The organism is Streptomyces mayteni, assembly GCF_054783955.1.
This window is the reverse complement of the sequence record NZ_BAAGPR010000151.1, coordinates 1-13783: the sequence shown is the minus strand read 5'-3', so window position 1 is coordinate 13783 and position 13783 is coordinate 1. Positions and strand designations below refer to the sequence as shown.

Annotated in this window: 14 protein-coding genes; 5 read left to right on the top strand and 9 right to left on the bottom strand. The window is 72.4% G+C overall.

All coding sequences use genetic code 11. The features are described 5' to 3' along the window. Positions 1 to 314 precede the first annotated feature (314 nt). Entirely contained in the window at positions 315 to 1580 is a 1266-nt protein-coding gene (locus ACYVPE_RS36465; protein ID WP_461038120.1) for a PP2C family protein-serine/threonine phosphatase, read from the bottom strand. Between ACYVPE_RS36465 and recO the strand changes: the two genes are divergently transcribed. The 3 genes from recO (at position 1579) to ACYVPE_RS36450 (ending at position 4918) form a co-directional block, all read left to right on the top strand. After that, entirely contained in the window at positions 1579 to 2328 is a 750-nt protein-coding gene (recO, locus tag ACYVPE_RS36460; protein WP_461038119.1) for a DNA repair protein RecO, read from the top strand. The two genes, ACYVPE_RS36465 and recO, sit on opposite strands and share 2 nt — an antisense overlap. A 52-nt stretch (positions 2329 to 2380) precedes the next feature. Then, positions 2381 to 3205: an isoprenyl transferase gene (locus ACYVPE_RS36455; protein WP_461038118.1), complete on the top strand. Its 825-nt coding sequence runs from the start codon at positions 2381 to 2383 to the stop codon at positions 3203 to 3205. A gap of 171 nt (positions 3206 to 3376) precedes the next feature. After that, complete coding sequence (locus ACYVPE_RS36450; protein WP_461038117.1) at positions 3377 to 4918, top strand: hypothetical protein; 1542 nt, start codon at positions 3377 to 3379, stop codon at positions 4916 to 4918. Positions 4919 to 4958: 40 nt separating this feature from the next. On the opposite strand, the gene ACYVPE_RS36445 is transcribed toward ACYVPE_RS36450, so the two are convergent. The 4 genes from ACYVPE_RS36445 to ACYVPE_RS36430 all read right to left on the bottom strand — a co-directional run bounded on the left by ACYVPE_RS36445 (position 4959) and on the right by ACYVPE_RS36430 (position 8169). After that, a complete protein-coding gene (locus ACYVPE_RS36445; RefSeq protein ID WP_461038116.1) occupies positions 4959 to 5399 on the bottom strand; it encodes a Fur family transcriptional regulator in 441 nt (146 codons plus the stop codon). Positions 5400 to 5472: 73 nt separating this feature from the next. Further along, on the bottom strand, positions 5473 to 6348 hold the full coding sequence (locus tag ACYVPE_RS36440) for a metal ABC transporter permease (protein ID WP_461038115.1): 876 nt from the start codon (positions 6346 to 6348) through the stop codon (positions 5473 to 5475). Then, complete coding sequence (locus tag ACYVPE_RS36435; protein WP_461038114.1) at positions 6348 to 7115, bottom strand: metal ABC transporter ATP-binding protein; 768 nt, start codon at positions 7113 to 7115, stop codon at positions 6348 to 6350. Before ACYVPE_RS36435 ends, ACYVPE_RS36440 begins: the two co-directional genes overlap by 1 nt. Before the next feature lie 40 nt (positions 7116 to 7155). Continuing rightward, positions 7156 to 8169, bottom strand: coding sequence for a metal ABC transporter substrate-binding protein (locus ACYVPE_RS36430; protein ID WP_461038113.1), 1014 nt, complete (start codon positions 8167 to 8169; stop codon positions 7156 to 7158). Positions 8170 to 8368: 199 nt separating this feature from the next. On the opposite strand from ACYVPE_RS36430, the gene ACYVPE_RS36425 reads away from it, so the two are divergent. Further along, a complete protein-coding gene (locus tag ACYVPE_RS36425) occupies positions 8369 to 9751 on the top strand; it encodes a glycine--tRNA ligase (protein WP_461038112.1) in 1383 nt (460 codons plus the stop codon). 45 nt (positions 9752 to 9796) lie between these two features. Here ACYVPE_RS36425 and ACYVPE_RS36420 read toward each other — a convergent pair whose 3' ends face one another. The 4 genes from ACYVPE_RS36420 to ACYVPE_RS36405 form a co-directional block, all read right to left on the bottom strand. Further along, positions 9797 to 10387 carry a Uma2 family endonuclease gene (locus ACYVPE_RS36420; protein WP_461038111.1) on the bottom strand — a complete coding sequence of 197 codons (591 nt, stop codon included), beginning with the start codon at positions 10385 to 10387 and terminating at the stop codon, positions 9797 to 9799. A gap of 51 nt (positions 10388 to 10438) precedes the next feature. Continuing rightward, positions 10439 to 11020 carry a TetR family transcriptional regulator gene (locus tag ACYVPE_RS36415; RefSeq protein WP_461038110.1) on the bottom strand — a complete coding sequence of 194 codons (582 nt, stop codon included), beginning with the start codon at positions 11018 to 11020 and terminating at the stop codon, positions 10439 to 10441. A 16-nt stretch (positions 11021 to 11036) separates the two neighbouring features. Then, entirely contained in the window at positions 11037 to 12071 is a 1035-nt protein-coding gene (locus tag ACYVPE_RS36410) for an aldo/keto reductase (protein WP_461038109.1), read from the bottom strand. A gap of 69 nt (positions 12072 to 12140) precedes the next feature. Then, positions 12141 to 12356, bottom strand: a complete 216-nt coding sequence (locus ACYVPE_RS36405) for a hypothetical protein (protein ID WP_461038108.1) — start codon at positions 12354 to 12356, stop codon at positions 12141 to 12143. A gap of 77 nt (positions 12357 to 12433) precedes the next feature. On the opposite strand from ACYVPE_RS36405, the gene dusB reads away from it, so the two are divergent. Further along, complete coding sequence (gene dusB / locus ACYVPE_RS36400; protein ID WP_461038107.1) at positions 12434 to 13585, top strand: tRNA dihydrouridine synthase DusB; 1152 nt, start codon at positions 12434 to 12436, stop codon at positions 13583 to 13585. The last annotated feature ends 198 nt before the right edge of the window (positions 13586 to 13783 follow it).

Sequence of the window (13783 nt, the reverse complement as noted above, 5' to 3'; positions counted from 1 at the left end):
TGGGTGGGGAAAACCCCGCGCGAAGCGCGGGACACCCACCCCCCAACGCCCCGGCGGCGTAGCCGCCTGCCCCCGCGCGAAGCGCGCCGCACCGGCCCGGCGGCGCAGCCGCCGAAGGCCGGCCCGGCCCGCCAGGGCCCACCCGCGCGAAGCGCGGAAGAACGGGCGGGCGGGTGGGGGAAAACCCGCGCGAAGCGCCGGGCCCCCGCCGCGGGAGCGCGGCAGCGGGAGAAAGGGCTTGTGGGGGCACCTCCCTGGGGGCCGTTAGCTGGGGGAGGGTGGGGGAGAACCCCCGGCCCGGTCGCGGGACTCCGTCACGCCACTGCGCGACGCACGGCCAGGATGGCCGTGTCGTCGGCCAACCGCCCACCCGTATGGCCCCGCACCGCCCGCTCCACCAACGCCACCAACCGTTCAGGCGACGCACACGCCTCCCCCACCCGCGCCGCCAGGTGGTCGGCCAGCGGCAGGAACTCCCCGGCCCGGTCGCGGGCCTCCGTCACACCGTCCGTGACCAGCAGCAACGTCTCGACCCCGTCGAACGACACCCGCAGCACCGGCGGCAGCTCCACCGGCGGGCCGCCGCCCTCGCCGGCGCCCTCGCCGGCGTCCGGAGTGGACATCGCGGTGAGGCCGAGCGGCGTCCCGCTGCCCTCCGGCAGCTGCCGGACGCCCGTCGGGCCGACGACCAGCGGGCCGGCGTGGCCGAAGTTGACCAGCTCCACCCAGCCCGTGTCCATCGCCGGGAACCCCACGAGCACCGCCGTCGCGAACCGCTCCTCTCGCTCACCGAGGCCGGCCGCGTACTCGTTCTCGCGCCGCAGCCGGTCCTCGAGCCGCGCCGCCACCGTGGCCAGCAGCGGCTCGTGGTAGCCGGCCTCCCGGAAGGTGCTGAGCAGCGCGGCCGCCGTGTCCACGGCCCCGGTGCCCTTGCCCTGCACGTCGCCGAGGAGCACCCGGGGGCCGTAGGGCGAGGGCTGGACGTCGAAGAAGTCGCCGCCGACCTGGGCGGCGCTGTCGGCCGCCAGGTAGGCGCTGGCGGAGCGCAGGCCCTCCGTCTCCGGCGGGATCGGCCGCAGCACCGCGAGCCTGGTCGCCTCGGCCGCGTTCTCCACGCTCAGCAGGTGGCGGTAGGCGCGGCCGCGCAGCCAGCGCGACAGCACGGCCAGCGCGCCGCCGGCCACCACCAGCAGGAAGTCGCCGGCGCCCATCTGGTCGGCGTGCTCCCAGGACAGGTCGAGCAGGATGAACGCCGTCGGCGCGAGCAGCGCGAAGATCACCGTGGTCAGCATCCCGCTCACGGCCGAGGCGACGATCGGCACCGCCGCCAGCCAGGTCACCACCCGGAACTCGCCGGACGAGTTCCAGTCGGCGAGCGCGATGCCGGCCAGCAGCACCGTCGGCAGCAGCCAGGACATGTCCCAGCGCCCGAGACGCAGCGCCGGCTCGGCGGCCAGCAGGGAGCGGCCTTGCCACCGGGAGGGACCGGGCTCGTCGGGCTTCACACCCTCCACGATCCGGGGCGCGGGGCGGCCCCGCACGGCGGCGGCGCCCGCCCGGTGGGCGAGAATGGGCGGCATGAGCCTGTTCCGCGACGACGGCATCGTGCTGCGCACCCAGAAGCTGGGCGAGGCGGACCGGATCATCACCCTGCTCACCCGCGGGCAGGGCCGGGTGCGCGCGGTCGCGCGGGGCGTGCGCCGTACCAAGTCGAAGTTCGGCGCGCGCCTGGAGCCCTTCTCGCACGTCGACGTGCAGTTCTACGCGCGGGGGAGCGCGCTGGTCGGCCGTTCGCTGCCGCTGTGCACCCAGGCCGAGTCCATCGCCCCCTACGGCCGGCACATCGTGGACGACTACACCCGCTACACCGCGGGGACGGCGATGCTGGAGACGGCCGAGCGGTTCACCGACCACGAGGGCGAGCCCAACGTCCAGCAGTACCTGCTGCTGGTCGGCGGCCTGCGTACGCTGGCCGCCGGGGCGCACGCCCCCGGGCTCGTACTGGACGCGTTCCTGCTCCGGTCGCTGGCGGTCGGCGGCTACGCGCCCAGCTTCGAGGACTGTGCCAAGTGCGGCCTCCCCGGGCCGAATCGGTTCTTCTCGCTCGCCGCCGGGGGCTCGGTGTGCGGCGACTGCCGGGTGCCCGGCAGCGTGGTGCCGTCACCCGACGCGCTGCGGCTGCTCGGCGCGCTGCTCACCGGCGACTGGGCGACGGCGGACCGCGCCGAGGCCCGGCACGTGAAGGAGGGCAGCGGCCTCGTCTCGGCCTATCTGCACTGGCATCTGGAGCGCGGACTGCGGTCGCTCAGATTCGTGGAGAAGGGCTGAGCGGCGATACCCTCGGTCGCTCAGGATCGCACCGACGTTACGGAGTCCCCCTATGGCTGCCCGCGGAATCCTGTCGTCCCGGCGGCGTCGTGAGTACCGCGCCCCCGACCCGCACCCGTCCGGCGCCCAGCCGCCCAAGCTGCCAGGCGAGCTGATCCCGCGGCACGTGGCCGTGGTGATGGACGGGAACGGCCGTTGGGCCAAGGAGCGTGGCCTGCCGCGCACCGAGGGGCACAAGCGGGGCGAGGCGGTGGTCCTGGAGGCGGTCAAGGGCTGCCTGGAGCTCGGCATCAACAACCTGTCGCTGTTCGCCTTCTCCACGGAGAACTGGAAGCGTTCACCTGACGAGGTGCGCTTCCTGATGGGCTTCAACCGGGACGTCATCGACCGCCGCACCGACGAGCTCGACGCGATGGGCGTGCGCATCCGGTGGGCCGGGCGCGAGCCGCGGCTGTGGAAGTCGGTGATCCGCAAGCTCCAGTACGCGGAGGAGCGCACCAGGAACAACGACGCGATGACGCTCTACATGTGCCTCAACTACGGCGGGCGCGCCGAGATCGCGGACGCGGCCGCCCGGCTCGCGGAGGACGTGCGGGCCGGCCGGATATCGCCGGAGAAGGTCAACGAGCGGACGCTCAGCCAGTACCTCTACTTCCCCGACATGCCGGACGTGGACCTGTTCCTGCGGCCGTCGGGGGAGCAGCGCACGTCGAACTACCTGATCTGGCAGAGCGCCTACGCGGAGATGGTCTACCAGGACGTGCTGTGGCCCGACTTCGACCGGCGCAACCTGTGGGACGCGTGCGTCGAGTACGCCTCGCGCGACCGGCGGTTCGGCGGCGCGGTGCCCAACGAGATTCCCACCCAGTCGCGGTGAGCCCGAGCCGCTGGAGGCTACTGGTTCTGTTGCGTCCATGTCAGTCTGAGTTCGTCCGTACTCGACGATCACTTCGAGGGGCGAACCTTGATCAGACGACGCTTACGACGCCAGTCACGTAGCCAGTCACCACGACGACGATGGTCACGCGGCGCGGGGGCCGCGCTGACCTTGGCACTGATCCTGCCGCTCGGCCTGGCCGTCTCGGGCCCGGCGAGCTCCGCCGCCGAGCCGCCCGCAGCTGACACGCCCACCCCCGGGGACGCCCCCGGCGACGGCCGGTGGGAGCCGCAGGAGCCGCTGGCCGAGGTCGGCACCCTCAGCCCGCGCCAGCGTGAGCTGGCCGCGCTCGACTTCCCCGGCGCGGGCGCCCCGGCGCCCGCCGGCGAGTTCACGCTCACCGCCGGCAGCGACCTGAGCGGCCGCATCGCCGACCTGACCGCCGCGCTGCCGAGGCAGGGCGTGCAGAACCTGCTCGCCCAGGCCAACCGCCCGCTCGGCGAAGACGGCGCGTGCGCCGACCCGTTCGGCTCCGGCGACCCGACGTCGCCCACCGACCCCACCCCCAAGCCGCCGCTCGACCCGGACACCGTCCGCTGCTTCGACGAGGGCGACTCGCTCGGCCAGGAGTGGATACCCCAGGGGCTGACCGGGGTCTCCGACGCCCAGCAGGACGAGGCGTGGGGAACGGCCACCGGAACGCTCCTCACCGGCTGGTACGACAACGACAACCCAGGGCGGGACGCGGCCGGGAACTGCTCGGCCTCGACCTCCGGGCTCTGCTTCGAGAAGGGCGTCCGGGTCACCTTCGCCGACCCCGCCGCCGGCACCTACCGGCACGTCCTGTTGGTGTGGCCCTACTACGCGGGCGACGGCCGGATCACCTACCAGCCCATCCACTCGGCGGGCGGGCAGACCGGCATCCACGCCGGCGGCATGGTCTGGTACGGCAACTACCTCTACGTCGCCGACACCTACAACGGCATCCGTGTCTTCGACATGCGGTACCTCTTCGACCTCAACCCCGACCAGGACGCCGCGACCGACGACCGCACCCCCGACGGACTCAGCAGCGACGTCCAGGACGGCCGGCGGGTCGGGCGGCAGGGCGGCGTCTGGTACGGGCACGGCTACCGCTACGTCATGCCGCAGGTGGCCACCTGGCGCTACACCGCCACCCAGTACAACGACGGCACCGGCTGCGTCGACGTCGGCGCGCCCAAGGCCTCGTACCTCTCCCTGGACCGCAGCGGCGTCGACCACCTGGTGGTGGGGGAGTACTGCTCGACGACCGCCGCCCAGCCCTCCACCGGCCGGGTCGGCGCCTGGCCGATCGCCGAGCTCGAACGGCGCTCTGGCACCGTGCCGGCCACGGCCGGCTCCCCCTACTTCCTGCCCGTGCACCAGGCGCAGGGCGTGGCGCGCTACGAGGGCCGGTACTACGTCAACCAGAGCCACCGCTACAGCAACGGCAGCCTGTGGCGGGCGACCGTGACCGGCGGCCGGCTCGCGCTGGAGGGCGGCGAGATCCGCACCGCCGTCGGCCCCGAGGACTTCTACCTCGAACACGGCGCGACGACCGGGAACCCGCCCCGCCTGTGGTCGGTCTCCGAGCACCGGGCCGACACCGACGACCCCTCCTGCCGGAACAGCACCCCCTGCGGGCGGGTGCTCTACGCCCACCGCCTCGACGCCATCAGGGGACAGCCCTGACGGCACTGACGGCCGCCGCACGAGGCTTCGAAGAGGAGTCCTAGCCGTCCGCCGCCCGGGAGCCGCGCTGCCGGGCGGCGGCGCAGTCGCCGCAGGTGCCGAAGATCTCCACGGTGTGGCGGACGTCGACGAAGCCGTGCTCCTGGGCCACGGTGTCCGCCCACCGCTCCACGGCCGGGCCCTCCACCTCGACGGCCTTGCCGCAGGAGCGGCAGACCAGATGGTGGTGGTGGTCGTCGGTGCTGCACCTGCGGTACACGGACTCGCCGTCGCTGGTGCGCAGGACGTCGACCTCGCCGGCGTCGGCGAGGGACTGGAGGGTGCGGTAGACCGTGGTCAGCCCGACCGAGGCGCCACGGTGCTTGAGCATGTCGTGGAGCTCCTGGGCGCTGCGGAACTCGTCGACCTCGGCGAGCGCGGCGGCGACCGCCGCACGCTGACGCGTCGAACGGCCACGCACCGGCGGTCCTGACGTCTCCACGAGTGCCTCCCTGTTCGGCGTGCCGCTTGCCCTCACCGGTCCTGCCTGGCCAGGGTAGCGGCTTTCCGGGGGCTCACGGACGGGCGGCCGGCTCCGGGGTCGGCTCCGGCGCCCGTGCCGGGAGTGCGCGCCGGGCGCGCCGCCTGGCCAGCGGCAACGCCAGCAGCGAGGCCAGCGCGAACAGGCCGAGCGCGATCAGCACGATGGTGGCGCCTGGGGGCACGTCGGCGTAGTACGACGTGACCGTGCCGGAGATCGAGACCAGCACGCCGAAGCAGATCGCCGCGGCCAGGGTCATCGCGAAGCCCCTGGTCGCCTGCTGGGCGGCCACCACCGGGATCACCATCAGCGCGCTGACCAGCAGCAGCCCGACCACCCGCATGGCCACGGTCACGGTGGCGGCGGCGGTGACGGCGAGCAGCAGGTTGAGCGCCCGCACCGGCAGGCCGGTGACCCGGGCGAACTCCTCGTCCTGGCAGACGGCGAACAGCTGGCGGCGCAGGCCGAGCGAGATCAGCAGCACGAAGGCGGACAGCCACAGGATGGCGGTGATGTCCGCGGGCGAGACGGTGGTGACCGAGCCCCACAAGTAGGAGGTGAGATTGGCGGTCGAGCCGCCGGGGGCCAGGTTGATGATCATCACGCCGCCGGCCATGCCGCCGTAGAACAGCATGGCGAGCGCGATGTCGCCGCGGGCCAGGCCCGAGGAGCGCAGCAGCTCCATCGCGACCGCGCCGACGGCGGAGACGGCGACCGCCATCCACACCGGGTTGGTGTTGAGCAGGAAGCCGAGCGCCACGCCGGTCAGCGCCACGTGGCCGATGCCGTCGCCCATCAGCGCCTGCCGGCGCTGCACCAGGTAGATCCCGACGGCCGGCGCCGCGGCGCCGATCAGCAGGGCGGCCAGCAGCGCCCGCTGCATGAAGGGGTAGTCGAGGACTTCGAACATCACAGGATCCCGGTCCCGAGCGTCGGCCCGACGGCCTGCCCGAACGTGTCGTGGGGGTGGCAGGCGGCTTCCTCGGGCAGCGACGCCGCAACCTCGCCGGGGCGTTCCACGACGCGCTCGACCCGGCCGTGCGCCAGCACCACGGCGCGGTCGATCAGCGGCCGCAGCGGGCCGAGTTCGTGCAGCACGAGCAGCACGGTGGCCCCGCCGGCGAGCTGGGCGCGCAGGGTGTCGGCCAGGATGGCCTGGCTGGCCAGGTCGACGCCGGCCAGTGGCTCGTCGAGGACCAGCAGCTCGGGCTCGCCGGCGAGGGCGCGGGCGATCAGCACCCGCTGGTGCTGGCCGCCGGAGAGGGCGTGCACGGAGTCCCCGGCCCGGTCGGCGAGCCCGACCAGGTCGAGCGCCCGGTCGACGGCGACCCGGTCGGCCCGGCCAAGCGGGCGCAGCCCGCGGCGGGCGAGCCGCCCGGCCGAGACGACCTCGCGCAGGGTGGCCGGCACCCCGCCGGTGGCGGTGGAGCGCTGTGGCACATAGCCGAGCCTGTGCCAGTCGCGGAACCGGTGGACGGCGGTGCCGAACAGCGTCAACTCGCCGTCGGCGACCGGCACCTGGCCGACCGTGGCCCGCACCGCCGTGGACTTGCCCGAGCCGTTGGCCCCGAGCAGCGCGACCACCTCGCCTGGCCGCACCGTCAGGTCGACGCCGCGCAGCACGGGCCGGCCGCCGAGTTCGGCGGTCACGCCGGTCAGCGATATCACGGGCTCCATGGCCTCACCGCTCCTTCTCTGCCGTCCTTCTCTGGCGTGGTCAGGCGCCCAGCGCCTGCTGGAGGGCCGCGAGGTTGGCGCGCATGACCTCCAGGTAGTCAGCGCCCGGGGAGTCCTCGGTGATTCCCTCGACGGGGTCGAGCACCGCCGTCTCGAGGCCGAGGTCGTCGGCGAGGGTACGCGCGGTCTCGTCGCTGACCAGCGTCTCGAAGAACACCGTGGTCACGCCGTCCTCCCTGGCGATGTCCTGGAGGTCCCGCATCCGGGCGGCGCTCGGCTCGGCCTCGGGGTCGAGGCCGGTGATGGCCTCCTCGTGGAGCTCGTAGCGCTCCGCGAGGTAGCCGAAGGCGGCGTGCGTGGTGATGAAGGTCCTGGCCGGCGCGTCGGCCAGGCCGGCGGCGAACTCCTCGTCCAGGGACTGGAGTTCCCCGACGAGCTGCTCGGCGTTCCGCTCGTAGTCGGCCGCGTGGTCCGGGTCGGCCTCGGCCATCGCGTCGCCGACGCCCTGGGCCACCTCGGCGTAGCGCACCGGGTCGAGCCAGACGTGCGGGTCGCCGCCCTCGTGGTCGTGACCGTGACCGTCGTCCTCGGCGTGCTCCTCGTCCGCGTGCCCGTCCTCGGCGTGCTCCTCGGCGTGCTCCTCGCCGTCGACGTCGTCCCCGTGGGTCTCCAGCGTGGTGAACGAGGTGGCCTCGACGACGTGCGAGGCGCCGGACTGCTCCACGGCCTCGTCCACGGCGGGTTGCAGACCCTGGAGGTAGACCACGAGGTCGGCCTCGCTGAGCGAGGCGGTTTGGCGGGGGCTGAGGTCCAGGTCGTGCGGCTCGACGCCGGGCTCGGTGAGGGTGGAGACGGAGACGTGCTCGCCGCCGATCCGCTCGGCGAGGAACTCCATGGGATAGAACGACGCCACCACGTCGAGCCGCCCGTCCGCGCCCGCGCCACCGCCCTCGTCACCGGACCCGCAGGCGGTCAGGGGCAACAACCCCAGACTCGAGACACCGGCGAGAAGGGCGGCGGAGCGTATTCGGGAGCGTGCGCGTCTTGCGGTCATGACAGCCATTTTCAAGTTATTTGGAAACCATTGTCAACTGTGGATCCCGTGATGTGACCGGCGCCTCTCGCGTTCCCGGCGGCCGGCGCGGCCCTCGACTCCCGCTCGACTCCCGCCGGCCAACCGATTTGGTGCGCGGCCCTCGTCCGCCGGTAACCTGAGGCGATTCCTTCTCGTCCTTCGTCCCGAAGAGAGCACCGTGGCCGCCGACAAGATCGACACCATCGTCAGCCTCAGCAAGCGCCGTGGCTTCGTCTATCCCTGTAGCGAGATTTACGGCGGTCAGCGCGCCGCCTGGGACTACGGACCGCTGGGCGTCGAGCTGAAGGAGAACGTCAAGCGGCAGTGGTGGCGTTCCATGGTCACCTCGCGCGACGACGTCGTCGGCATCGACTCCTCCGTCATCCTGGCCACCGAGGTCTGGGAGGCGTCCGGCCACGTCGCCACCTTCAGCGACCCGCTGACCGAGTGCACCTCCTGCCACAAGCGCTTCCGCGCCGACCACCTGGAGGAGGGGTACGAGGAGAAGCACGGTCACGTTCCGGCCAATGGTCTGGCCGATATCAACTGCCCCAACTGCGGGAACAAGGGCGGCTTCACCGAGCCCAAGCAGTTCTCCGGGCTGCTCGCCACCCACCTCGGCCCCACCCAGGACACCGGCTCGATCGCCTACCTGCGGCCCGAGACCGCGCAGGGCATCTTCACCAACTTCGCCCAGGTGCAGCAGACCTCGCGCCGCAAGCCGCCGTTCGGCATCGCGCAGATGGGCAAGTCCTTCCGGAACGAGATCACCCCGGGCAACTTCATCTTCCGAACCCGCGAGTTCGAGCAGATGGAGATGGAGTTCTTCGTGAAGCCGGGCGAGGACGAGCAGTGGCACGGCTACTGGATGGAGCAGCGCTGGAACTGGTACCGCGACCTCGGCCTCTCCGAGGAGAACATGCGCTGGTACGAGCACCCCAAGGAGAAGCTCTCCCACTACTCCAAGCGCACCGCCGACATCGAGTACCGCTTCCAGTTCGGCGGCTCCGAGTGGGGCGAGCTCGAGGGCGTGGCCAACCGTACCGACTACGACCTCACCTCCCACTCCAAGGCCTCCGGCCAGGACCTCAGCTACTTCGACCAGGAGGCCGGCGAACGCTGGACCCCCTACGTCATCGAGCCGGCCGCCGGCGTCGGCCGCACCATGCTGGCCTTCATGCTGGACGCCTACCGTGAGGACGAGGCGCCCAACGCCAAGGGCAAGATGGAGAAGCGGGTCGTGATGGCCCTCGACCCCCGCCTCGCCCCGGTCAAGGTCGCGGTCCTCCCGCTCTCCCGCAACCCGCAGCTCTCGCCGAAGGCCAAGGACCTCGCCACGGCGCTGCGCCGGCACTGGAACATCGAGTTCGACGACGCGGGCGCCATCGGCCGCCGCTACCGCCGCCAGGACGAGATCGGCACCCCGTTCTGCGTCACCGTCGACTTCGACACCCTGGAGGACAACGCGGTGACCGTCCGCGAGCGCGACTCCATGAAGCAGGAGCGCGTCTCCCTCGACCAGGTCGAGAGCTACCTGGCCGGCCGCCTCATCGGCTGCTGACCGCGGTGTGGGAGCCGCGTGCGCGGCTCCCACACCCACGACTGATCAGCCCTTCCAGTCGGCCGTGTCCAACTCGCAGTCGAACGGTGCCGGGATATCAACCTTGTCGCCGAACTTGATCTCGGTGTGCCGCTGGTACCCCTGCTCCCCGGGCTTGGAGTACACGGTCACGGTCGCCCGTTCCATGTCGACGAGCACGTAGACCGGCACGCCGCCCTTCCCGTAGTACTCGACCTTCTCCACGCGGTCGTACTGCGCCGTGGCCGCGGAGGTGAGTTCTGCGACGAGCGACAGTGCCGCACCAGGCAGGTGGGCGCTGTCAATGTCCGTCGCCTCGGCGTCGGACACATGGAGGTCGGGGCCGATCGCTTTGCTCTGCCCAGGGAACGCGAACAAGAAGGGGGCGGTGTCGATCACGTGCCCCTGCGGCTCGTGTCCTGACAACTGCCGCATCATGCTCCGCAGGATGGGCCGATAAGTGCCCTTGGACCACGGCGACAAGATGATGCTCCCCCTGATGATCTCCGCCCGGTAGCCATCGGGCACGTCAAGTTTTTCCAGCGTGTGGAGCAGTCTTTCGAACTGCGCCCTGTCGCTGGTCTCTATCGTCTGGGGTCGCTCCATCATCAATGTCATGATGCGCCTCCTTCAGCGGCTTATCCAGTAGTACGCACAGTTTATGGGTGACTACTGACAGCCGCGGACGACGAGATCGCGGAGGGCCGTGAAGTCCGCCTCGGCGTCGGGGAGGGACCAGCGGGCCGCGAAGTGCGGCTTGTGGAACATCGCGGTGGCCTGGTGGACGGCCCGTGCCAGGACGGCGGCCTCCGGCGGGCCTGGGGAGAAGATCTCCGCCGCCCGGCCGTCCTCGATGATCCTGGTCAGCTGGCCGACCAGGTCCGCCACATGGGCCGCGACCACCTCGCTCAGCTCCTCGGCCAGCACCGTGTAGGTGGCGAAGAGCTCCGGATCCTCCATCGCCTTGCGCCGCTTGGCGTGGAACAGCACGGTCAGCCAGTCGGACAGCCGCTGGTCGGCCGGCCCCGGGCCGGCGGCCAGCGGCTCCAACAGGACGGTGGTGTGGTCGATCCACCGCTTGGTGACCGCCTCCCGCAGCGCGGTCTTGGTGCGGAAGTGCCGGTAGACCGAGCCGTGGCTGACCCCGAGCGCCCGCGCCACGTCCACCACGGTCGCCTTCGTGGGGCCGTAGCGGCGCAGCACGTCCTCGGTGGCCGCCAGGATGCGCTCGGGGGTCAGCGCCTCGGTCATCCCGTCCCCCTGTTCGCTACTTCTCGCTGTCCAGCATGGCCATCTGCTCCGCCCCGTAGCGATCGCCCGCCGCGGCGTCCGCCGGGACCGCCCGCTCGATGGCGGCCAGGTCGTCCGCGTCGAGGGTAACGTCCAACGCCCCCAACGCCTCACCCAGTCGCTCCCGGGTACGGGACCCGACCAGCGGCACGATCTCCTCGCCGCGGGCCAGCACCCAGGCGATGGCCAACTGCGCCACGCTCGCCTCCCGCTCCCTGGCGATCTCCCGCAGGGTCTCCACCAGGCCCAGATTGTGCCGCAGATTGTCGCCGCTGAACCGTGGGCTGTGGGCGCGGAAGTCGTTGGCCGCCACCTTCCGGTCCGGCGACCAGTGCCCGCTGATCAGCCCGCGCGACAGCACCCCGTAGGCGGTGACGCCGATGCCGAGCTCCCGCAGCGTCGGCAGGATCTCGCGTTCGATGCCGCGGGAGATCAGCGAGTACTCGATCTGCAGGTCGACGATGGGCGCGGTGGCGGCGGCCCGGCGGATGGTCTCCGCGCCGACCTCGGACAGGCCGATGTGCCGCACGTGCCCGGCGTCCACCAGTTCCGCGATCGCGCCCACCGTCTCCTCGATGGGCACGTCGGGGTCGACCCGGGCGATCCGGTAGATGTCGATGTGGTCGACGCCGAGCCGCTGCAACGAGTAGGCGACGAAGTTCTTCACCGCGGCGGGGCGGCCGTCGACACCGGAGAAGCCGCCGTCCACGGTGCGCAGCGCGCCGAACTTGACGCTCGTCAGCGCCCTTTCCCTGGCGGCGGCCGGCGCGCTGCGCAGCGCCTCGCCGATCAGCATCTCGTTGTGGCCCATGCCGTAGAAGTCGCCGGTGTCGAGCAGCGTGACGCCGGCGTCCAGCGCGGCGTGGACGGTGGCGATCGACTCGTCCCGGTCGGCGTGCCCGTAGATCGGCGACATGCCCATGCAGCCCAGGCCAAGCGCGGAGACCGTCGGCCCGGTCCTGCCGAGGCGGCGGTGGGGCAGCGGAGTCGATGTGGAGGAGGAAGGTGTCATGCGGCGAGCGTCACATATCAACTGACAGATTGCAATTTTTGTCAGCTGTTTTCTGTCATCCGACTTCTGTCAGTCGTCCGCCGTCAACCTCCGCCCGCCCGTCAGCACCCCGCCGGCCACCCCGGCCCGCTCCACCGGCACGTTGATCAGGAACACCAGCCGCCAGCCCGTACCCGCCAGGTCCGTCCAGACCAGCAGCCCGCACAGCATCTGCCCGGCCACCATCACGACCGCGGCCGCCGCCCCGAACCGGCAGATCGCCCGCGCCCGCCGCCCCCCGGTCATGGTCGCCTGGATGATGGCCAGCGTGTGCGGCGCCCGAAGGTGTCCCGAGCGGCCCGCCGACCGAGGGGCCACGGACGATGCGGGAGAATGGCGGAATGACGCTCCGGATCGGCCCCCACGCGGTGGACCCGCCCGTGGTGCTCGCGCCCATGGCCGGCATCACCAACGCGCCCTTCCGCACGCTCTGCCGCGAGTTCAGCGGCGGCCGGGGGCTCTTCGTCAGCGAGATGATCACCAGCCGGGCCCTGGTGGAGCGCAACGACAAGACGATGCGGCTGATCCACTTCGACGACGCCGAGAAGCCGCGGTCCATCCAGCTCTACGGCGTCGACCCGGAGACGGTCGGCCGGGCGGTCCACATGATCGCCGACGAGGACCTCGCCGACCACGTCGACCTCAACTTCGGCTGCCCCGTCCCCAAGGTCACCCGCCGCGGCGGCGGCTCCGCGCTCCCCTACAAGCGACCGCTGCTCCGCGCCATCCTGCGCGCCGCGGTGGCCAACGCGGGCGGCCTCCCGGTCACCATGAAGATGCGCAAGGGCATCGACGACGACCACCTCACCTACCTGGACGCCGGCCGGATCGCGGTCGAGGAGGGCGTGACCGCCATCGCCCTGCACGGCAGGACGGCCGCCCAGCACTACGGCGGCACCGCCGACTGGTCGGCCATCGCCCGGCTCAAGGAGGCCGTGCCCGAGGTCCCCGTGCTGGGCAACGGCGACATCTGGTCGGCCGACGACGCGGTGCGGATGATGCGGGAGACCGGCTGCGACGGCGTCGTCGTCGGCCGCGGCTGCCTCGGCCGCCCCTGGCTCTTCGCCGACCTCGTCGCGGCGCTCTCGCCCGACGGCCGGCCGGGCACGGCCCACCGGCCCCCGCTGCGCGAGGTCGCCGACGTGATGCTGCGGCACGCGCGGCTGCTCGGCGAGTGGCTGGACGACGAGTCGCGCGGCGTCATCGACTTCCGCAAGCATGTCGCCTGGTACACCAAGGGCTTCTCGGTCGGCGCGACCCTGCGCAACCGGCTGGCCGTCACGGCGTCGCTGGCGGAACTCGCCGACCTGCTCGGCGAGTTGGACCTGGACCAGCCGTGGCCGGCCGGCGCGGACGGCCCGCGGGGCCGCACTTCGGCCAAGAACCGCGTGGCCCTGCCGGACGGCTGGCTGGCCGACCCGTGGGACGCGACGGTGCTGGGGTGTGAGGCGGAGTCCGCCACGTCGGGCGGCTGACCGGGGGTTTTCCTCCACCCACCCGCCCATTGTTCCGCGCTTCGCGCGGGGGTGGTGCCGCGCTGCGCGCGGGCGGCGGCCCGCAGGGGCCCAACGGCGGCCGTGTCCGGCCTGCGGCCGTGTCCGGCCTGCGGCCGTGCCGCGCCCACCCACCCGCCCTCGCGGGTGGCCTCGCGCGGCAGCGGCAGCGGCAGCGGC